The organism is Elusimicrobiota bacterium (genome assembly GCA_040757695.1).
In the GTDB taxonomy this organism is placed as follows: Bacteria; Elusimicrobiota; UBA8919; order UBA8919; family UBA8919; genus JBFLWK01.
Map to the genome: position 1 here is coordinate 1 of JBFLWK010000040.1, position 19877 is coordinate 19877.

Annotated in this window: 25 protein-coding genes; all 25 read left to right on the top strand. The window is 35.7% G+C overall.

Annotated features, from left to right (window positions below):
- Positions 1-459 (top strand): hypothetical protein (locus AB1349_07990; GenBank protein ID MEW6557279.1); only part of this gene is annotated, 459 nt, incomplete at its 5' end.
- Between the two features lie 8 nt (positions 460-467).
- Positions 468-647, top strand: a complete 180-nt coding sequence (locus AB1349_07995) for a hypothetical protein (GenBank protein MEW6557280.1) — start codon at positions 468-470, stop codon at positions 645-647.
- Between the two features lie 107 nt (positions 648-754).
- Positions 755-925: a Flp family type IVb pilin gene (locus tag AB1349_08000; protein ID MEW6557281.1), complete on the top strand. Its 171-nt coding sequence runs from the start codon at positions 755-757 to the stop codon at positions 923-925.
- A gap of 329 nt (positions 926-1254) precedes the next feature.
- Positions 1255-1425 carry a Flp family type IVb pilin gene (locus AB1349_08005; protein MEW6557282.1) on the top strand — a complete coding sequence of 57 codons (171 nt, stop codon included), beginning with the start codon at positions 1255-1257 and terminating at the stop codon, positions 1423-1425.
- A gap of 82 nt (positions 1426-1507) precedes the next feature.
- The gene (locus AB1349_08010; GenBank protein MEW6557283.1) at positions 1508-1666 is read left to right on the top strand and encodes a hypothetical protein; all 159 of its coding nucleotides are present in this window, start codon (positions 1508-1510) and stop codon (positions 1664-1666) included.
- A 35-nt stretch (positions 1667-1701) separates the two neighbouring features.
- A complete protein-coding gene (locus AB1349_08015; GenBank protein MEW6557284.1) occupies positions 1702-2184 on the top strand; it encodes a TadE family protein in 483 nt (160 codons plus the stop codon).
- A gap of 1 nt (position 2185) precedes the next feature.
- The gene (locus AB1349_08020; GenBank protein MEW6557285.1) at positions 2186-2554 is read left to right on the top strand and encodes a clan AA aspartic protease; all 369 of its coding nucleotides are present in this window, start codon (positions 2186-2188) and stop codon (positions 2552-2554) included.
- 1 nt (position 2555) lies between these two features.
- Positions 2556-3404: a pilus assembly protein TadG-related protein gene (locus AB1349_08025; protein MEW6557286.1), complete on the top strand. Its 849-nt coding sequence runs from the start codon at positions 2556-2558 to the stop codon at positions 3402-3404.
- Positions 3405-3415: 11 nt separating this feature from the next.
- Positions 3416-3856 carry a TadE family protein gene (locus tag AB1349_08030; protein ID MEW6557287.1) on the top strand — a complete coding sequence of 147 codons (441 nt, stop codon included), beginning with the start codon at positions 3416-3418 and terminating at the stop codon, positions 3854-3856.
- Complete coding sequence (locus AB1349_08035) at positions 3857-4333, top strand: hypothetical protein (GenBank protein MEW6557288.1); 477 nt, start codon at positions 3857-3859, stop codon at positions 4331-4333. It begins immediately after the preceding gene.
- Positions 4330-4965, top strand: coding sequence for a hypothetical protein (locus AB1349_08040; protein MEW6557289.1), 636 nt, complete (start codon positions 4330-4332; stop codon positions 4963-4965). The genes AB1349_08035 and AB1349_08040 overlap by 4 nt, the downstream gene beginning before the upstream one ends.
- A 91-nt stretch (positions 4966-5056) precedes the next feature.
- Entirely contained in the window at positions 5057-5638 is a 582-nt protein-coding gene (locus AB1349_08045; protein ID MEW6557290.1) for a methyl-accepting chemotaxis protein, read from the top strand.
- Between the two features lie 38 nt (positions 5639-5676).
- Positions 5677-6933 carry an HD domain-containing phosphohydrolase gene (locus AB1349_08050; GenBank protein ID MEW6557291.1) on the top strand — a complete coding sequence of 419 codons (1257 nt, stop codon included), beginning with the start codon at positions 5677-5679 and terminating at the stop codon, positions 6931-6933.
- Positions 6930-7610, top strand: coding sequence for a 16S rRNA (cytidine(1402)-2'-O)-methyltransferase (gene rsmI / locus AB1349_08055; GenBank protein ID MEW6557292.1), 681 nt, complete (start codon positions 6930-6932; stop codon positions 7608-7610). Before AB1349_08050 ends, rsmI begins: the two co-directional genes overlap by 4 nt.
- A gap of 164 nt (positions 7611-7774) precedes the next feature.
- Positions 7775-8785, top strand: a complete 1011-nt coding sequence (gene argC / locus AB1349_08060) for an N-acetyl-gamma-glutamyl-phosphate reductase (GenBank protein ID MEW6557293.1) — start codon at positions 7775-7777, stop codon at positions 8783-8785.
- Between the two features lie 13 nt (positions 8786-8798).
- A complete protein-coding gene (locus tag AB1349_08065; protein MEW6557294.1) occupies positions 8799-9446 on the top strand; it encodes a hypothetical protein in 648 nt (215 codons plus the stop codon).
- On the top strand, positions 9439-10302 hold the full coding sequence (locus AB1349_08070) for a site-specific DNA-methyltransferase (protein ID MEW6557295.1): 864 nt from the start codon (positions 9439-9441) through the stop codon (positions 10300-10302). The genes AB1349_08065 and AB1349_08070 overlap by 8 nt, the downstream gene beginning before the upstream one ends.
- Complete coding sequence (argJ, locus tag AB1349_08075; protein MEW6557296.1) at positions 10299-11483, top strand: bifunctional glutamate N-acetyltransferase/amino-acid acetyltransferase ArgJ; 1185 nt, start codon at positions 10299-10301, stop codon at positions 11481-11483. The genes AB1349_08070 and argJ overlap by 4 nt, the downstream gene beginning before the upstream one ends.
- Before the next feature lie 100 nt (positions 11484-11583).
- On the top strand, positions 11584-12207 hold the full coding sequence (locus tag AB1349_08080; GenBank protein ID MEW6557297.1) for an L-threonylcarbamoyladenylate synthase: 624 nt from the start codon (positions 11584-11586) through the stop codon (positions 12205-12207).
- 72 nt (positions 12208-12279) lie between these two features.
- Entirely contained in the window at positions 12280-13530 is a 1251-nt protein-coding gene (gene glyA, locus AB1349_08085; protein MEW6557298.1) for a serine hydroxymethyltransferase, read from the top strand.
- A complete protein-coding gene (locus tag AB1349_08090) occupies positions 13527-14573 on the top strand; it encodes an MraY family glycosyltransferase (GenBank protein MEW6557299.1) in 1047 nt (348 codons plus the stop codon). The genes glyA and AB1349_08090 overlap by 4 nt, the downstream gene beginning before the upstream one ends.
- Before the next feature lie 126 nt (positions 14574-14699).
- Complete coding sequence (locus AB1349_08095) at positions 14700-15077, top strand: DUF4032 domain-containing protein (GenBank protein ID MEW6557300.1); 378 nt, start codon at positions 14700-14702, stop codon at positions 15075-15077.
- Positions 15074-16360, top strand: coding sequence for an NCS2 family permease (locus AB1349_08100; protein ID MEW6557301.1), 1287 nt, complete (start codon positions 15074-15076; stop codon positions 16358-16360). The genes AB1349_08095 and AB1349_08100 overlap by 4 nt, the downstream gene beginning before the upstream one ends.
- A 446-nt stretch (positions 16361-16806) precedes the next feature.
- On the top strand, positions 16807-17271 hold the full coding sequence (locus AB1349_08105) for a hypothetical protein (GenBank protein ID MEW6557302.1): 465 nt from the start codon (positions 16807-16809) through the stop codon (positions 17269-17271).
- A 19-nt stretch (positions 17272-17290) separates the two neighbouring features.
- Positions 17291-19546 (top strand): DNRLRE domain-containing protein, encoded by a 2256-nt coding sequence (locus AB1349_08110; protein ID MEW6557303.1) that lies wholly within the window; start codon positions 17291-17293, stop codon positions 19544-19546.
- The last annotated feature ends 331 nt before the right edge of the window (positions 19547-19877 follow it).

Genomic DNA, 19877 nt, shown 5'->3' on the forward strand with positions numbered 1-19877 from the left:
AAAATCGCATATCTTCTTAATGAAACAACAAATGATTATGAAGTTCTTGAAAGCGAAGTTGATACCGACGCAAAAACCGTTTCTGCGAATGTTCTACATTTTTCAATTTATGCGATTGTGTATCAACCAGTTATTTCAGCACCTCCACCTGATGCAAGTTTTGTGAAAGGTGAAGTCTACGCATATCCAAATCCAGCGAAGCGAGGAACGAATCCAAAAATACATATTGAAGTTGGGGTAGCTGACAAAATTGAAATTTTTTTGTATAATATAGCCGCAGAACCTGTCCATTCTGTAGAGCTTTATGGACAGCCATCTGTTATCAACGACAAATATGTCTATGAATATCCATGGAATATTTCCGACATTGCAAGCGGAGTATATATTTATACAATCAGAGCAAAGAAAAATGGTTATCCCGACATAAAATCGCAAGGCAAACTTGCAATAGTAAAATGAGGTAATCTATGAAAAAAATTACAAACAAAGCACAATCTATGACTGAGTATATTTTAGTTATTTTTCTGATTGCTATTCTTGCATATCTGGCAGTTGAGACATTCGGGAAAAGAATCCGCTACGGCTTTATTTCTGCAGGGAACAAAGTTTCCGGAATTTGTGATGAGCATCCTGGAATTCAACATTAAAAAGACAGGTAGACAGGTAGAAAGGTAAAAAGGTAAGAAGGTAAAACATTACCTTCTTACCTCTACCCTTCTACCTTCTACCTGCCGTTCAAAGGGGGTGAGAAAAGATGCTAAAACGGTTCTTGAAAGACGAACGAGCACAGGGAATGACCGAGTATGTGCTGTTGGTATTCCTGATTGCGCTACTTGCATATGTTGCAGTTCAGTTGTTCGGTGGTAAAGTAAAAAATGCATTCAACAAAGCTGGACAGAAAGTAGACCAAGCAACAAAGAAATAATTAGGTAGTGTTTAATTGAAGATGAAAACCACTGAAATCACTGAAATCACTGAAAAATAAACAAGCCCACTAAAGTGGGGAGTAAAAAAAAGATTTATACCCGACTTCAGAGGGTGTGTCGTAATGTTATTGCGAGCGTTAGCGAAGCAATCTCATAAAATATATCTCGTCGGAACGAGATTGCCACGGGCTGATAAATCAGCCCTCGTAATGACAAAAAAGTGGGTTACGACACAGCCTCTTCAGTCGGCAAAAATAAAAATTCAGTATCATCAGTGTCTTCAGTGGCTAAATTGAACAAAACCAAATAATACAGGAGGTGAGAAAAGATGCTAAAACGGTTCTTGAAAGACGAGCGAGCACAGGGAATGACTGAATATGTGCTGTTGGTATTCCTGATTGCACTACTTGCATATGTTGCAGTGCAGTTGTTCGGCGGTAAAGTAAAAAACGCATTTAATAAAGCCGGTCAAAAATTAGACCAGGCAACGAAAAAGTAATTTTTTGTTTCTACTATAAACGCGTGTGTAAAGGCGTAGCACTGTGACAACCTCTGTCTTTACACACGCAAGTTCCTTTTTTATGAATAATAAAGGTCAATCAATGACCGAATATGTATTGGTATTATTGCTTTGTGTTACAGTTGCATGGGTAGGAACCAGATTTTTTCAGACACGATTGAGAAATGTTTACAGGAGTGCTTCAACTTCAAGAGCGGGTGTTCAAGGAATGCTCCCGTGAAAAAGCAGGTTAAAAATTAAAAGTTAAAAGTTAAAATGAAAATTAAAAATATCAAAAAACTATTCGCTATTCGCTATTCACTATTCGCTGTCTCTAAAGGGCAGACACTGGTTGAATTTGTTTTAATTGCTTTAATTTCACTTGCACTTATCTTCGGGATAATGGATATAGCGCGGCTTTCGTGGACGATGTTTCATCTGCACGGTGCGGCGTTTGCCGCTGCTCGCGCAGAATCCGTCGGAAAAAGCGCTACTGTTGCAGCAAATTATATTACAATGCGAACACTTGGCGCGCCCTGTCTTGTAACAACCAGGAAAACAAATATACAATCAAAAAACCCGCCGTCAACTTTTTTTCCGTTAAAACAAAGCGATTTAAAAATTCAGGCGGTTAATGCTACAGTGACATATTTCTACAGACCGCTTTTTGCATATGGTGCATTCAAAGCCGGAGTACCAATACGGGTTACATCAAGAATGCAAACAGAGATTCCGAACCCGATACCGAGGTCAAATTAAAATGGGCGAAGTATTTGTCAAAACAAAGTTAATTAATCCTGTAACAAGGCGAACAAAAGAAATAAAGTTTCTTGTAGATACGGGAGCAACAATTTCAATTGTGCCAGAAGAGATTTTGAGGTCACTTCATATAAAGCCAATAGACAAGGACAATTTTGAACTTGCCGACGGTAAAACTAAGGTTTTTAAATTTGGTGAAGCAACTATAAAATTAAATGGGAAAAGCCGTACCTTTACAGTAGCTTTTGGTGCAAGAAAATCACAGCCGCTTTTAGGATTGGTTGTGCTTGAAACATTGGGATTAAAAGTTGATCCTGTTTCAGGAAAACTTATCAAACGACATTTGATGATGTACAGAGTAAAAGGTTAAAATGGGAATATTGAAAAACTCTAAAGGACAAATTCTGCCACTGGTGGCTCTGACAGTGCTGGTTTTGTCAATGTTTTCGTTTCTTGTCTGGAATCTCGGTATACTGGAATTTAACCGTCAGAAAATGCAAACAGCTGCAGATGCCGCCGCACTTTCCGCAATGAGATGTCGTGCTGCGTTTTATAATGCGATGTCACCGCTGAACGCATCAACGCATTTTGCTACACTTTATATGAATCATAATGTAAAATTAGGTGCAATGCTAAAAGAGCAAATTTCTATATATCAAGGTATAGTAACTGGATTAAAGGCGCTGAATCAAGGTGCTGGTGGTGCGCCTTATCTGACTGCTGTCAGAGCAACAAAATTAAACGATAGTAAAGCAAGCGGATTTGGTAGTTTTGTTAAAGGCGGGAGTGGAACTGCTTTAAAAGGCAGAAAAATGAAGTTTCTTATATTCAAATATGTGCAGATAGGAAAAATTTCAATGCTGGTACCATGGCCACCATTTAAAAAAACTTTTAATCCTGCTTATTACTGTCGGAAATGGGAAAACAGTTACAGAAAAGCACAACCGCAACAGGAATTTGTATGGACAGTCCAGAAACAGAATGAAACATTTGCAGCATCATTGATTGGTTTGAGAAGACCCGCAAACGCACGAGCAATCGCACAGGCAAAAGTATGGTTAAATGTGAAAGAAAATGCTTCTGGTTGGTTTCATAACGGCGGTTTTCCGAGAAATAGAAGCGAAGGAATTTATGGCTGGGGACTTGAACCCGCAGCTCTATGGCCGCAGTTTGATGCACGGCTTGTGCCAGTAACCCGACCACCAATGTTAGCACATTAAAGTAATTAAAAATGAAAAAACTGTTCCCTGTTCCCTGTTCCCTGTTCCCTGCCTCTAAAGGTCAGGCATTTGCTGAATTTCTGATTGCGTTGATTGTGCTTCCGCTTTTTATCACAGGCACAATCACGATTGCGAGAATGTTCATCGTTAATATGCGACTGCATCAAGCAGCGAGACACGGTGCGTTCCTGATGGCAACCCGCCGGGTTACATGGACAAATGCCCGTAGTGAAGTAATGAAGTATTTTACTACGGGCTGGCCTAAGTTTAATACATCAAATATAACGATTACACATAAAAATGTAAGGGTAGGAATGGTTGCAGGCGATGAGGTTACCGTCAACTATCGTCTGAAAGTTTTTGATTTAGGAAAACTTTCATTCTGGGGTGGAACACCTAAAATAGAAAAAAGGGTTTCACAGTCTGCTGTTTGTGGTAAAGCATCTTTCTAAATGAAATTCAGTGAAATTGTTTTTGTTTTCATTATATTGGCACTGCTTTTTGGTGCCTATTTTTTTATTCAGCAAAAAATAATTACACCACCAGAAAAAAAGTTTGAAACATTTATTCAACCAGAAGTTGATATTATAGAACAGCAGATGGAATATTACGAACAGCATTCTGAAAAGATAGATGCAAAACAAGAGCAAAAACTCAAAAGAATGCAAAAACAAATAGATACATTAAAACCACAACTAAAAAAAGCAGAGAACTACTATCAGAAAGAATACAAAAACATTTCAAAACTACCGCCGAAACAGCAGGAGCAAGAACTGAAAAAATTGATGGAAAAAAAACAAAGTGGTGAAGATACAGGAAAACACAAACAATTTAGAACCGAAGCAGAAGCAAACGCCTATTATGACTCGCTTAGAAAAAAATATCCCAAAGAATACTCAAAATATAAAAAAATGATTGAAAACGAATGAAAAATACTACAGGCTGGCTAACTACTAGATGGATAGATGGTAAGATGGTAAGATGGTTAGGCAATAGCTTTTCCTTTTCATCTTTCCATCTTTCCATCTTTCTATTTTTCCATCTCGCCATCTGTCTCTATTCTCTTGAAAAAGGCGATTTGGTTTTCAGAAACTCACCCGACCCAAACGAACTCTTTAATCCGCATCATGTGGCAATATCAGTAGATGGCAGGTACAAAATTATAGGTGCGGAGAACGAGCACTATAAAACAAAAAATAAAAAAATTGTGCTGAAAAAAGTGGAATATACCGACTTACGAGATTACGCCTGGCAAAAATTCAGAGTTGAACGCTCAACCTCAGTATTAAACTCCTCGCCTTCTTATAGAGCACTCCCAGAAAAAGAACAGAAAAAAATACGAGACAGAATAGTTGAATTTGCGATAAAACAGCACAGCAAAAAGTTCAATCATCCAATTGAAGATGGACTGGATAACAATCCTGATAGTTGGTACTGTTCTGAACTAACAAATTCAGCATATAATTACGGATTATTGGAATATCCTGAGATTGCAAAAGAAATCAACCTTCCTTTAACTCCGTGGGAACAATTTAATTGGGAACCTGATATACCAAAATAATTTTTTTTCTTGACTTTTTGTAATTTTTTTAATATCATATAATCTGCTGATTTTTACCTTTAACCTTTAACTTGCCTTATCAGGGGGTTTTATGGAACAAAAACCAAAGTACAAAAGGCGAATCGTTATTATTAAAAGGGCGTTGCAGTTCAAATATATTGCTATTGTTATCGTAGCAATGTTGCTTGTCGCTTTTACGGTTGGGTGGGATGTGTATTATACTATTGGTCGTGCAATTATAGAATTAAATGTGCCTGACTTATTCCCGATGATGGTAAAGATAAACAATCTTATGCTTGGGAAACTTGCGGTGTTGCTTGTGATTGTTGCTATAATATCAATTTTCGTTTCACATAAATTTGCAGGTCCAATATTTAAGTTTGAAAGATCATGCGATATCATTGCCAGTGGTGATTTGACATACAAGGTGCATTTAAGAAGTGGTGATGAACTGGTTGATCTTCAGAATAAGTTTAACAATATGATTTCAGAAATTAAGAAAAAGGTTTTAACAGATAAAGATACTGCAAAAATAATTGAGGAAAAACTGACTGCGATTTCACAACAAATATCACAGAAAAATGTAACCGCTGTAGAACTTTCAGAAATATCAAAACAGATAAATGAAATCACAACAGAGTTAAATAAAATATCGTCTGGTTTCAAATTATAAAATTTTAACTTTAACCTTTAACCTTTAACATTATTTTTATGTATATTGAATTGTTTCTGGTTCTGCTGGCCGTCGGTATAGGACTATATTTTTTTTATAGATATAAATCACAGTTACAACTTCTGTATCACACTAAAAGAGAAATAAACGAAGTAAAATCAAAATATACAAACAGTGTCGCGTCTGTTGACAGTCTCATCAATATGCTGATTGACCTTCACGAATTCGGATTGAAATACTCGCCTGAGCATAACAAACAGGCACTATCAAAAATGATTGTGGATTATGCAGTAAAAGTTCTCAAGACAAGTATTGGTTCCTTAATGTTGATTGATGAGACCACAAACGAACTTGTAATTGTTGCAGCCCGCGGGCTTACAAGAGAGGTGATTGAAACCACACGGCTTAAAATCGGCGAGGGTATCGCAGGACTGGTTGCCCGTGATGGGAATCCTATTTTTGTTGAAAATATTGACCGAGACCCGCGGTTTTTCCGAGCAGAAAATGTGCGGTACTCGTCTAAATCGTTCATATCAGTCCCACTCAAAATAAGAAATAAAGTCATCGGTGTGCTTAATGTCAATCGTGAAAAAGAAACTGAAAAATTTAACGAACGTGATTTGCGGCTTTTACAACTTTTGGCAGGTCAGGCAGCAATCACAATAGAAAATATAGAACTCTATCAGAACCTGCATCGGCTTTATCTTGAAACAATGCAGACACTTGCAAAAGCAATTGACGCTAAAGATGCGTATACAAAAGAACATGCTTCTCGTGCTGCATATTATGCTAAAGCTGTTGCCAAAGAATTGCATCTGCCGAAATCAATGGTGAAACATATTGAGTTTGCTGCTATGATGCATGATATTGGCAAGATAGGTATCAAAGAAGAAATTTTATTAAAAAAAGAAACACTTACTGAAAAAGAAAGAAACGAAATAAAAAAACATCCTGTAATTGGTGAAAAAATAATAGCACCTATTGAATTTCTTGCGCCAATTGCACCGTTGATTCTATATCATCATGAATGGTTTGATGGTCGTGGCTATACTGAAGGACTTGTTGGTGAAGAAATACCGATAGGCGCCCGAATCGTCGCAGTGATTGATTCATATGACGCTATGACATCAGATAGACCTTATAGAAAAGCACTTTTAGAAAATACTGCGATTGAAGAATTAAAAAAAGGTGCCGGCACACAGTTTGACCCTAAAATCGTTGCTGCATTTTTAAGAGTGCTTGAACAAGAAAAAAAGAAAAAAACAGAACCGCAAACAATGGAAGCGAACCCATGAAGTCCGGAGTTCTTTATGTTGTTGCAACGCCAATCGGTAATCTTAAAGATATCACATTCAGAGCAGTTGAGGTGCTTAAGGCAGTTGACCTGATTGCCTGTGAAGATACCCGCCGAACCAAAATCCTGCTATCAGCATATAATATATCAAAACCACTCACAAGTTTTTATGAACAGAATCGGTTCACAAAAATACCATTTTTAATTGATGAGTTAAAGAAAGACAAAAACATCGCAATTGTCTCTGAAGCAGGAACACCCGGCATATCTGATCCAGGATTTTTTCTTGTCCAAAAAGCAATTGAAGAAAACATTTCAGTAGTACCTGTCCCGGGTGTATCCGCAATAATTGCTTCACTTTCTGCCAGCGGCTTGCCATCGGATGATTTTATATTTTGGGGCTTTTTGCCGAGGAAATCAAATAAAATAAAAAAAATTTTTGAGAAGTTTGCAGGACTTAATAAAACAATAATTTTTTACGAATCACCTTACCGGTTGAAAAATACATTATCAATAATCTCAAAAATAATGCCTGCTAATACAGATATTGTAATTGCAAGAGAGTTAACAAAAAAGTTTGAAGAGTTTATCCGAGGGAAGTTGTCTGAAATAGAATATAAACTGCCTGAAAAAATTTTAGGTGAAATTACCGTCTTGATTTCTAAAAAACACGAATAGAATCACACGAATTAAATCACGAATAACGACACCGAATAAAAAAATCGAATTGCCACCGAATAATTCGGTTATATTCGGTTGACATTCGGAGGTATTCGGGAAGTAATATTCGTGAATATTCGTGATAAAATTCGTGGCTAATTTGTGTTAAAGGAGCGAAGCGAGTGATAAATGTCGCTGTTGTTGGTGCTAAAGGCTGTGCAGGAGAAGAACTGATAAAATTATTATTGAAACATCCAAAAGTAAAAATTGTTTCACTTTCTGATAAAATGGATGGAACAAAGGTTCCAATTTCGGAAATCTATTCATATATTGACATGGATGTTTTATGTGAAGATGTTGATATTAAAAAAATATCAGAAATTGCCGATATAGTTTTTACTGCACTCCCGCATAAAGTTTCAATGCAGTTTGTAGAAAAATTTGTTAAACACAATAAAAAAGTAATTGATTTAAGCGCTGATTTCCGTCTGCAAAATCCAGATATCTATGAAAAATGGTATGGTGTAAAACATATAAATTGTGAACTTCTAAAAACTACAGTTTATGGACTGCCTGAAGTTTATAGAGACAAAATCAAAACTGCTAATTTAATTGCTAATCCCGGCTGTTATCCAACGAGTATAATTTTAGGTTGCTATCCTGCTCTTAAAGAAAAAATTATTGATACAAAAAATATAATTATTGATTCAAAAAGCGGATATTCAGGCGGTGGCAGAGAGTTTGTAAAAAACTACAAAGAGCCCAATTGCTATGCATATCAAACAGGCGGTATCCATAGGCATATCCCTGAAATAGAACAGGAATTAAAACAGTTCACGAGTTCACGAGTTCGCGAGTTCACGGTTTCTTTTACGCCACACATTCTTCCACAGGAGAGAGGGATGCTCTCAACGATTTATTTACAGTTAAAAAAAGAAATTTCGGCGTCAGAAATAGTGCAGATTTACAAAAAATGCTATGAGAAAGAACCATTTATCCGTATTGTTGATGTTGCCTGTACAAAAAATGTCGTCAATACAAACTACTGCGATATCGCAATAAATTTGGACACAAGAACAAATAATTTAATAATTACATCAGCGATTGACAATCTTGTCAAAGGCGCCGCAGGTCAAGCAATCCAGAATATGAATATAATGTTCGGTTTAGACGAAAAAGAAGGACTGGTATGAGAAAAGGAGATATATGAAAAAGCAAAAAAATATCGTTACAGGAAAATTGATCGAAATCAAAGGAAGTTTATCTCGTCATAAGATAGTAAAAAAGGTTGTTGATACATTTATTACAACAGAATATCATAAAAAAGGGAAAGGTGTAACGTTCCGATATCCTGTAGAAAATCTACCAAATGGGCATTTCTTTATTGCAAGACCAGGTCACAAAAAGAATTTTGATTTTAAGGTTGATGTGGTAACTGATTTTGGACTGGGAGAAGGAAGTCATCTTGAAATTGCTCAAGATTTAAGAGAAAAGAAAAATGAAAATAGACAGAGTTTCAAAGATTTGTTGAATGCAATTACTGAGATATATAATTGTGCTGAAAGTGATGTTGATAAGGTATTGAAAAAATATCCTGCGCTGAATAAATCTTTTCAAAAAGGCGCAAAAATTGAAATTGTCTTAAAAGTTGTGAAGTGGCTATTCATTATGGAAGATATTGTTTACTGGGACAATGAAGGCCGAGCATTTTTGTTTAATTTTCTTAGATATGTTGCAGAAGAAAACGATGATAACAGACTCAAGGAAGCTATAGAAAAAGTAAAAAATCCAGACAGGCTAAAAAGTTTTATGAAGAAAGCCGGTATTGACTGGATGCCATGCGAAAATGAGTAATGAAAAATTAGAAAAATATCTAAATCAAGTTTTCCTAAAAGATATTTTATACTTATTAAAGGAATTACCAGATAAATCTGTTGATATGGTTTATGGTGATCCAGATTATAATGTTGGAGTAAAATATGGAGATAAAACATATACGAGAAGTTTTGACAAGTACATTGAGTGGTATATTGAATTAGCAAAAGAATCTATCAGGGTTCTTAAAGATAATGGAAATATGTTTTTAATCAATTATCCAAGACAAAACGCTTATTTACGAGTTAAATATTTAGATGAAGTTTGTTATAATGTTTTTGATTATATCTGGGTTTATAATACCAATGTTGGACATTCGCCGAAACGATTTACTACCGCCCATAGAAGTATTTTACATTGCATAAAAACAAAAAACAATAAATTTTATAAGGAAAATATAGCAGTCCCTTATAAAAATCCCACTGACAAACGAATCTTACAAAATTTGGCAAACGGTTCAAAGGGAAGAATGCCTTACGATTGGTTTTATTTTGATTTGGTAAAGAATGTAAGCAAGGAAAAAACATTCCACGCTTGTCAAATCCCTCAAAAACTTTCTGAAATGTTAATTAAATCATGTACACAATATGGAGATGTTGTCTTGATTCTTTTTGGTGGAAGTGGTTCTGAAATAGAAATCTGCAAAATATTAAAGAGACAATATATTTCTGCTGAAACAGATGAGAAATATCACAAAATGATCATTAATAGATTAAAAAACGGGAAAATTGACGAGAAATATAGGTTGAAAATAAGAGATTACGAGTTTAAAAATATAAATGCGCAACTACAACTTTTTGAGAAACAAAAGAAATATATAGTTAATAAAAAATGAGCGATTTGCCAAAAGGATTTTTTGTTGATGGGATACATTGCGGGATAAAAAAGAACGGGAAAAAGGACCTGTCACTTTTTTATTCTGTAAAGCCATGTGTTGCGGCGGGAATGTTTACAAGAAATATTTTCAAAGCAGCGCCTGTAATTGTTTCACAAAAAAATATAAAAAATAAAATTTCAGCAATTGTTGTCAATTCTGGCTGTGCCAATGCCTGTACAGGTAAAAGAGGAATTAAAGATGCTGAAAAGATGTGTGAATTGACAGCAAAAAATTTAAATGTGAAACCAGAAAATATTTTGGTTGCCTCAACCGGTGTTATTGGTCAATTTTTACCGATGGATAAAATAAAAAATGGTATTGAAAAATTAACCCAAGAACCCAAGAACTCAAGAACTCAAGAACTTTCTGCAGTTGAAGGCATTATGACCACCGATACTTTCCCTAAAATTCTCAGTTCTCAGTTCTCAATTCTCAATTCTGATGTTATTATTTGGGGTTGTGCGAAAGGCAGTGGAATGATTGAGCCAAACCTGGCAACGATGCTTTCTTTCATTTTAACTGATGCCAATATCACAAAATCTGCTCTTAATAAAGCATTAAAAATTGCTGTTGAGAAAAGTTTCAATTGTTTGACCATTGACGGAGATACTTCAACAAATGATTCTGTTTTTATCTTGGCGAATTGTAAAGCAAAGAATAAAATTATCTCTGAGGACAAAAATTTTGAATTATTTTGTAATAAATTAACGAAAGTTTGTCTTGAACTTACAAAAATGCTTGCCCGTGATGGTGAAGGCGCTACAAAACTTATTGCTGTGAATATAAAAAATGCTAAAACTGAAACTGATGCTAAACGAATAGCAAAAACAGTTGCCAACTCACCACTTGTCAAAACCGCAATTTATGGCAACGATGCCAACTGGGGCAGGATTGTCGCCGCTATTGGCAGAAGCGGTATAGATATAAGCCCAAAACGAATTGATATTGCGTTTGATAATCTCTGTGTTTTCAGAAAAGGACAGCCTACAAATTTTTCAGAAGAAAAAGTAAAAAAAATAATTTCTAAAAAGGATGTTTCTGTGAATATAAATTTGAATACTGGCAATAAAACAGCAACCGTTTATACCTGTGATTTTAGTGAAGGATATATAAAAGTCAACGCTTCGTATAGAACTTAAAAAAAAATTTGCAGAATAGCAGGTTTCAACCTGCTGTCAATGGCGCAAATTCAAACCATAGTGTAGCCGAGAATTTATTCTCGGTGAGCATAGCGAAAACATGAAAATTTATAAATTAAAAAAATTGGATAAAATAAAAATTAAAAAAATTGCCAGCGAGTTAAAAAACGGCAAAATCGCTGTTTTCCCGACTGATACTGTTTATGGTATTGGCACAAATGCATTCTGCTGGGAAAGTGTGAACAAAATTTGCAAAATAAAAGGCAGAAAGTATAATAAACCATTGCCTATTCTTGTGGATGATATTTCAAAGTTAAAACGAATTATTAAAAAATTGCCAACCGGTGCGAAAAAATTAGCAAAAAGATTCTGGCCTGGTCATCTGACGCTTGTGTTTGAAACGAATGAACTTGGTTGTATGCTTACAGGCGGTAAAAAATCGGTTGCTGTCCGAATTCCTGACGATAAAGTTTTGCTTTCTATATTAAAAGAAATGAACTGTCCTTTGATAGGAACCAGTGCAAATTTGACAGGTAAAAAGGAATGTTGTATAATTAACAAAATTGACAAAAAAATATTGCGGAATACTGATATTCTAATAGACGGCGGAAAAATCGGCTCAAAAAAACCATCAACTGTCCTGGATGTAACCAAATTCCCATATATTTTGTTAAGAGAAGGTTGTATATCAAAAAAAGAAATAGAAAAGTTTATGAAACTTTGAACCACGAATAAAGGCGTACGAATAGAAGCAAATATCACGAATTAATATGAATTAAGTCAAGGTGAAAAATCAATGTCTTTGAAAAAAACGGATTATGCTGTTTGGGAAGCAATACAATCAGAAACAAAACGGCAATCGGAGAATTTGGAATTGATTGCATCTGAAAATTTTACATCCGAAGCAGTGCTTGAAGCACAAGGGTCGGTTCTAACAAACAAATACGCTGAAGGGTATCCGTCAAAACGATATTACGGCGGTTGCCAGTTTGTAGATATTGTAGAAAAACTAGCGATAGACCGAGCCAGAAAACTTTTTAATTGCGAACATGTAAATGTTCAACCGCATTCGGGCACTCAAGCAAATATGGCAGTATATTTTGCAGTGCTGGATATTGGTGATACGATTATGGGAATGCATCTTTCACACGGTGGTCATCTTTCACACGGACATCCGACAAGTTTTTCCGGGAAATACTTTAAGACAGTGCCAATCGGTGTAACAAAAAAAACCGGGTTGATTGATTACCAGGAAGCACGTCGGCTTGCTAAAAAGCATAGACCTAAACTGATTGTTGCTGGTACTTCTGCCTATTCACGAATTATTGATTGGCAAAAATTCAGAAATATCTGTGATGAGGTGAATGCATATCTGATGGCTGATATTGCACATTATGCCGGCTTGATTGCGACGGGACTGTATCCTTCACCAGTTCCATATGCAGATTTTGTAACAACAACAACACATAAAACATTAAGAGGTCCTCGGGGCGGTATGATTATGTGTAAAAAGAAATATGCAACCTTGATTGATAAAATGGTATTCCCAGGTACACAAGGCGGTCCTTTAATGCATGTAATTGCTGCGAAAGCGGTTGCATTTGGTGAAGCATTAAAACCTGCATTCAAAAAATATCAACAACAGGTTTTGAATAATGCAAAAACACTTGCCGAATCGCTTAAAAAAAATGGGTTTCAAATCGTTTCAGGTGGAACAGATTCTCATCTTTTACTTGTTGATTTAAGCCCTAAAAAACTTACCGGACTGGAAGTAGAAAAAATACTTGATAAAGCTGGTATTACCGTCAATAAAAACTCTATTCCTTACGATACTCAGAAACCATTTATCACTTCAGGTATTCGGCTTGGCACACCCACTGTTACTACAAGAGGTATGAAAGAAAAAGAAATGCAGTTGATTGCGGATTTTATAAAAGAAGCTGTAATCCATAAAAATGATGCCCGAAAACTTTACGAGATTAAAACCGGTATAAAAAAACTTTGTGATAAATTTCCAATATATAAAGAAAGATTACAACGATTATGATATATCTGTATCTGACTGCATTCAGTGTTGCGCTGGTTGTTTCATTAGTTGTGACACCGGTTGCTAAATTGCTTGCAAAAAAATTTAGTGTGATTGATAAACCTGATAGCCGAAAAATACATTCTAAATATATGCCTCGCTGGGGTGGGATTGCGATATATTTGGGTTTTTTGAGTGGGCTTTTTGTCCTTCATTTTCTTTCACGATTTAACATCCTGCTTGCATTCCGTCAGAAAATATTTGTAAAAAAAGAATTGGTCGGCATCCTGTCACTGCATAATCAACTTATAGGGATTCTGGTTGGCGCAACAATCGTTTTTTTGCTCGGATTATGGGACGATAAAAAAAATGTACCGCCATTGCCAAAGTTTTTAGTTCAGATTATTGCAGCGCTTGCAGTCATAAATTATGGTGTGAATATCTCAGGATTGACATTTCCATTTATTAGTGATTATATAAATTTTTCGCTGCTGGTCAGTCAGATAATAACCGTTTTCTGGCTGATTGGTTTTATGAATACTATCAATCTTATTGACGGGCTTGATGGACTTGCGACGGGTATTGTAGCGATTGCCGCATCAACCTTTTTTGTTGTTGCAGTTCTGCAAAGTGATACAAAAATAGTTCTTGTGGCTAAACAGTTGAAACTGGCTGCTATTTTATGCGCCGCACTCGTTGGAACTTGTATCGGGTTTTTATACCATAATTTTCATCCGGCAAAAATATTTATGGGTGATTCAGGTAGCCAGTTTCTGGGTTTTATGCTCGGTGCAATATCAGTTATAGGGACGCTTAAAACAACTGCTGTGGTTGCGCTTTTTATCCCGATAATAGTTGTGGCGTTGCCAGTGCTGGATGTTGCATTTTCTATTTTTAGAAGATTTAGAAGTAGAAGACCGATAATGGAGCCGGATAAAGAGCATTTTCATCATCATCTTTTGAATATCGGCTGGGCTCATAGAGAAATTGTGCTGTTGGTGTATGTGATAACTTTTGTGCTCGCATTCTGTGCAATTTTACTGACTATTCTGAAAGGAAGATGATAAGATTATAAATCAACCACGAATTAACACGAACGAACACGAATAAACGGTGATTATCATGCCAAAGGCAGATCCGCCTATGGCGGAAAAATCACCAACTACATTTGTGGTTACAAGATTTTTTATATGGAAAAAAATCCGAAACTTGATGAGTTATCTTTTGACGAAATCAATGCGGTCCTGACACATAAATGGTTTCTATCAGAAAAAGCAAAAAAGGATGTCGGAATTGATTTTGCATTAGACGATTGGTTTCAGAAACATTCCAAAAAATGGCGTGAAGCAAAAATGAAAGCAGATTTTGAACAGCAAAAAAAAGAAATTGAAAAACATAAATGGTTTCTTTCTCAAAAACTGGGCTATGATGTTGGGATACAGCAATCTGCACTTGACTGGATAAAATCCGGCTATGCTGAACACTGGCGGAATAAAACAGGGCCCTATTGCGATAAAAACAATGAAAACATGTCTGATGAATCTGGTAATGTGGAGACGAAATTATGAACAACTTAAAAACTGAAATTATCGCAGGCACAACTACATTTATTACAATGGCTTACATCATTTTTGTGAATCCGGCGATTTTATCATCAGCAGGAGTCCCCTTTGAAGCGGTTGCACTCGCAACCTGTCTCGGTGCCGGAGTGATGACAATCTTTATGGGACTCTACTCCAAATATCCATTCGCATTAGCACCCGGTATGGGACTTAATGCTGTTGTTGCATTCACACTCTGCGGTCAACTCGGGCTTCCTTATAAAGTCGCAATGGGAATGATTGTTGTTGAAGGTCTGATGGTAACTGTTTTCGTTCTCACCAGAACACGAGAGACAGTGATGAATGCAATCCCGAAACCGATAAAACTTGCAATTGGCGTCGGTATCGGTATCTTTATCGCATTCATTGGACTTTCACAAGGTGGCATTGTAGAAAAAGACCCAGCAACACTTGTTGCACTCGGAAACTTGAAAACTAATTATGCGTTGACGACAATTATCGGACTCTTGATTACAAGCGTTTTGCTCACTTTCAAGGTTCAGGCATCAATTTTTATCGGGATAATTTTAACCGCGGTCGTCGGCTTTTTGTTCGGTGTTGTCTCGCTTCCTACAAAGATATTTTCGTTTCCGTCAGATTTTTCTGTTCTTTTTAAACCGGATATTTTAGGTGCATTAAAATTTTCGTTACTGCCAATGATATTTGCTCTGTTTATGACTGATTTTTTTGATACGATGGGAACTGTAATTGGCGTTTCTGAAGAAGGCGGCTTTTTAGACGAAAATGGGAAACTGCCACGACTGAAAAATGTGCTTCTTGTTGACTCACTTTCTGCTGTCTGTGGCGGAACTTTAGGCTCATCATCAATCACAACATATATTGAATCTGCTGCGGGTGTCGCAGAAGGCGGCAAAACCGGAAAAACATCCGTTGTTACCGGTGTTTTGTTTTTGCTGTCTATATTTTTTATCCCGATTGTATGTGTTATCGGCGGTGGTTACCAAACTGCCAATGGTATTTATAAATATCCAGTTACTGCACCTGCACTGATTATCGTCGGTTTCTTAATGATGGCATCTATAAAAGGAATAGATTTCAAGAAAACAGAAGAAGGTATCCCCGCATTTCTCACCATTATTGGAATGCCACTTACCTATAATATCTCACACGGTATCGGCTTCGGGTTCGTTTCCTACACACTCATAAAAATATTCACCGGCAAAGCCAGAGAACTCCATCCGTTAATCTACATCGTTTCCGCTCTTTTTATCTTAAATTTTGCTTTGTAAAAATGTATTGACAAAATTTGAAATTTTGTTATACTTTTAGTGGAAAAAGAAATAAAAATCTTGTTTTTAGATTTTTGATTGTTCTTTGTTTTTTGTAGTATTTTTGAACAGATTTTCTTAAAGTCAAAAACAAAGCTTCAAAATTCCAAGAATGTCATAGAATTTATTTTTCTTATATCAAAAAAAAATTCTAAAATGAAAAAAGTACTTGACAAATTTAAGTTTGGATGTTATAATTATATCAGTGAATATGGTCTTTGATTTGTAGTATAATTTTTTGAGAACGCCTTGTTCTTAAAGAGGTCTTTATCCTCTCACATACCAGTAAGGGGAAGGCTGTTTCTTTTTCCGTGGCAACACGGAAAGGGGAGGCAGTCAGTATCGGATTTACTGGTATGTGGCCGATAAGGATATGTGCCCCTTTTTGTTTGGGGCAAGGAGTATGTATGAAAAAAATTATTTTCCTTATTTTATTTACTTGGATTGCTTCTACAAATATATTTGGAGAGAGTTTAGATAATACAGTGGGCATCGGATTGGGGTATCCATATGTTTCGTTGAAATATGGTCTTTCAACAAATATTAGTATTGAAGGAAGATATGCCTTTGGTAAAGGAATAAATGTTTACGGTGGTAGATTGTATTATAATTTTAATCCAGATGATAGATTAGTAAAGTACATAGGAATGGAACATAACTATGTATTATTTGAGCAAGAAGATGTTTCTGGAGACGGTTATGTCGGTGTTGGATTTATAGGCGTAGAGTATTTTATTAAAAACAATCTTTCCTTAAATATGGATTTAGGCATAAGTTATTCTAAATTATCCGACAAAACTGATGTATCTGTGGAAGGTATAGATTACCTATTAAATGTTGGAGTGAATATCTATTTTGACTCGGAAAAATAAATTTCAAGGAGGTTTTAAAATGTGTATTGGAAAATTAAAAAAATTTGTTACTTTGCTGACTATAATTTCGTTTTCATTTTCAACTGTTACTGCTCCCGTTATGGATGCAAAATTGAAGTTTGGGATAGTTAATGTAGTTAAAGACAAAATCAAAAAATTAAAAGAGGAAGTATCTGCTAAAAATACTGCAAATACAGAGACAGTCCAATACTCTTTCGGTCTCATTCCATTGTCGCCGGAAGATTATGAAAAAATACCGATGATTTCTGCACCACCCTGCGGAGTTGCAGAATTGCCTTCTGAATGCGACATTTCTAGTAATATGCCTACCCCAGGAAACCAAGGTGGACAGGGTTCTTGCACTGCTTGGGCAGTGGGATATGCATTAAAAAGTTATCAAGAACAGGTTGAAAGAAACTGGGGATTAAGTACAAGTAACCATTTATTTAGTCCTGCTTATATATACAATCAAATAAATGGTGGGCAAGATGCAGGGTCTACTATATCCTCTGCTTTGAATATTTTATCTTCACAGGGTTGTGCATCATTTATAACTATGCCGTATAACGATAAAGATTATTTAACACAACCCAGTGTAGAAGCAAAAACCGAAGCAGCAAAATATAAAATTGTTATGTATAGAAGGGTTAATATTTTGGATACAAGTGAAATGAAAAGATTTCTGAAAGCAGGTTATCCAGTAGTAATAGCAATGAAAGTAGGTGAAAACTTTCTTACATATAGACTTAAAAATAATAGTTATGTTTATAGCAGTTTAGGTGAGAAAACATATGGTTGGCATGCTGTGACCGTTATAGGTTACAATGATAACAAACAAGCATTTAAGTTTATTAATTCTTGGAGTACAAGTTACGGTGATAATGGCTATGCTTGGATTTCATATGATTTTTTCCCACAGGTAACTGCAGAAGGATATTGGGCACAGGATTATACAGAATCTACTGAAAAAAAAGGTGCTCTTTATGTTACATCTACACCAACGGGTGCGAACATATATCTTAATGATACTTTTAAAGGAACAACACCATTAACAATATCTGATTTAGCAGTTGGAGATTATATCCTAAAAGTTACTAAAACAGGATATACTGATAGTGAAACAACTGCAAAAGTAGTAGAGAATCAAACATCAAATTATGCGATAACCCTCAGTTTACCATTACCAACAACACCGATATTGTATGATTTAAGCAGTCCTGATACAGATGGAGTTTATACTGTAAGTTGGACTGTTGGAGATGGAGCAACAGGTTATACATTAGAAGAGGATGATAATTCTTCATTTACAAGTCCAACAACGGTTTATACAGAAGCAAACACTTCAACAAACATTACAGGTAAAACAGACGGGACATATTATTACAGAGTAAAAGCAACAAATTCATATGGAAGCAGTAGTTGGAGTAGTTATAAGTATATTACAGTAAATAAAGGAATACATCCAGATACACCAAGTTTGAATAGTTTAAGCAGTCCGGATACCGATGGTAATTATACAGTAAGTTGGAATTCCGTTACTGGAGCGGATAGTTATACATTAGAAGAAGATGATAATTCCTCGTTTAGTAGTCCGACACAGGCGTATTCAGGTGTAAGCACATCAAAAAATATCTCTGGAAAAACAAATGGAACTTATTACTACAGGGTCAAAGCAACTAATGCTTATGGTGACAGTGAATGGAGTAATTCTCAATATATTACTGTGGCTAAATCTCCAACAACTACAACAATTTATATTAATGCCGATACAGATAGTACACCCTTTGGAGATACTTGGGTAAATGAAGATTCAAAGGATACTAACTATTATAGCCAAGTACTAATGAATGTAGCATTTGCTTCTTCTGCTGATGTGTGGTATTCAGGATATTTAGGTATAGATCTTTCCGGTTATATTCCTACAGGTTCAACAATAAATTCCGCAACTTTATACCTTTATTGTTTGCAAACATGTACCGGTGGAACAGCTCAAGTTAAAATTAGACAATGTCAAAATGATTGGGATGTAAATACAATTACTTGGAATAATAGACCAACGAGTTTCTTGAGAACATTAGATACTCAACCAGTAAGTTCTACCGGATGGCAATATTTCAGTATAACACAAGCTGTTGCAGATTGGGTTGCAAATCCCAGTTCTAATTATGGTTTAAATGTATCGCTTGATAATGATGTTGCTGGTTATCTTAAGTTTTATACTTCAGATAATGGAGTCAATAGTCCATACATTGTTGTAAATTATACAGCCCCGTAATGATGTTGTATAATTATGGTTGGTTCTCTATTAAGTTATGATTTAGTTATCTTTAGTCTTTAGGGGGCGGAGTTGAGTGGCTGTCCGACAACCCCTGATTTTTTGTCGTCGGTAATGTCGTCACAAAATATTTGACATTTTTACAAAAATTAGTATAATATTTGTGACGGTAAAGATGTGATTTACCGACACTAAAATCAGGATGTGTAAAATGTTAAATATCCGACCTTACAACAACAAAGAACTTCTTTTGTTTCCGGCCGCGGTTGGTGATTATCTTCCCGAAAACCATCTTGCACATGTTGTTGATGAAGCTGTTGAGGCAATTGAT

Excerpts from the sequence above, each read along its gene's own strand:
- AB1349_07995 (MEW6557280.1), top strand. The coding sequence starts at position 468 with ATGAAAAAAATTACAAACAAAGCACAATCTATGACTGAGTATATTTTA.
- AB1349_08000 (MEW6557281.1), top strand. The coding sequence starts at position 755 with ATGCTAAAACGGTTCTTGAAAGACGAACGAGCACAGGGAATGACCGAG.
- AB1349_08005 (MEW6557282.1), top strand. The coding sequence starts at position 1,255 with ATGCTAAAACGGTTCTTGAAAGACGAGCGAGCACAGGGAATGACTGAA.
- AB1349_08010 (MEW6557283.1), top strand. The coding sequence starts at position 1,508 with ATGAATAATAAAGGTCAATCAATGACCGAATATGTATTGGTATTATTG.
- AB1349_08015 (MEW6557284.1), top strand. The coding sequence starts at position 1,702 with ATGAAAATTAAAAATATCAAAAAACTATTCGCTATTCGCTATTCACTA.
- AB1349_08020 (MEW6557285.1), top strand. The coding sequence starts at position 2,186 with ATGGGCGAAGTATTTGTCAAAACAAAGTTAATTAATCCTGTAACAAGG.
- AB1349_08025 (MEW6557286.1), top strand. The coding sequence starts at position 2,556 with ATGGGAATATTGAAAAACTCTAAAGGACAAATTCTGCCACTGGTGGCT.
- AB1349_08030 (MEW6557287.1), top strand. The coding sequence starts at position 3,416 with ATGAAAAAACTGTTCCCTGTTCCCTGTTCCCTGTTCCCTGCCTCTAAA.
- AB1349_08035 (MEW6557288.1), top strand. The coding sequence starts at position 3,857 with ATGAAATTCAGTGAAATTGTTTTTGTTTTCATTATATTGGCACTGCTT.
- AB1349_08040 (MEW6557289.1), top strand. The coding sequence starts at position 4,330 with ATGAAAAATACTACAGGCTGGCTAACTACTAGATGGATAGATGGTAAG.
- AB1349_08045 (MEW6557290.1), top strand. The coding sequence starts at position 5,057 with ATGGAACAAAAACCAAAGTACAAAAGGCGAATCGTTATTATTAAAAGG.
- AB1349_08050 (MEW6557291.1), top strand. The coding sequence starts at position 5,677 with ATGTATATTGAATTGTTTCTGGTTCTGCTGGCCGTCGGTATAGGACTA.
- rsmI (MEW6557292.1), top strand. The coding sequence starts at position 6,930 with ATGAAGTCCGGAGTTCTTTATGTTGTTGCAACGCCAATCGGTAATCTT.
- AB1349_08065 (MEW6557294.1), top strand. The coding sequence starts at position 8,799 with ATGAAAAAGCAAAAAAATATCGTTACAGGAAAATTGATCGAAATCAAA.
- AB1349_08070 (MEW6557295.1), top strand. The coding sequence starts at position 9,439 with ATGAGTAATGAAAAATTAGAAAAATATCTAAATCAAGTTTTCCTAAAA.
- argJ (MEW6557296.1), top strand. The coding sequence starts at position 10,299 with ATGAGCGATTTGCCAAAAGGATTTTTTGTTGATGGGATACATTGCGGG.
- AB1349_08080 (MEW6557297.1), top strand. The coding sequence starts at position 11,584 with ATGAAAATTTATAAATTAAAAAAATTGGATAAAATAAAAATTAAAAAA.
- glyA (MEW6557298.1), top strand. The coding sequence starts at position 12,280 with ATGTCTTTGAAAAAAACGGATTATGCTGTTTGGGAAGCAATACAATCA.
- AB1349_08090 (MEW6557299.1), top strand. The coding sequence starts at position 13,527 with ATGATATATCTGTATCTGACTGCATTCAGTGTTGCGCTGGTTGTTTCA.
- AB1349_08095 (MEW6557300.1), top strand. The coding sequence starts at position 14,700 with ATGGAAAAAAATCCGAAACTTGATGAGTTATCTTTTGACGAAATCAAT.
- AB1349_08100 (MEW6557301.1), top strand. The coding sequence starts at position 15,074 with ATGAACAACTTAAAAACTGAAATTATCGCAGGCACAACTACATTTATT.
- AB1349_08105 (MEW6557302.1), top strand. The coding sequence starts at position 16,807 with ATGAAAAAAATTATTTTCCTTATTTTATTTACTTGGATTGCTTCTACA.
- AB1349_08110 (MEW6557303.1), top strand. The coding sequence starts at position 17,291 with ATGTGTATTGGAAAATTAAAAAAATTTGTTACTTTGCTGACTATAATT.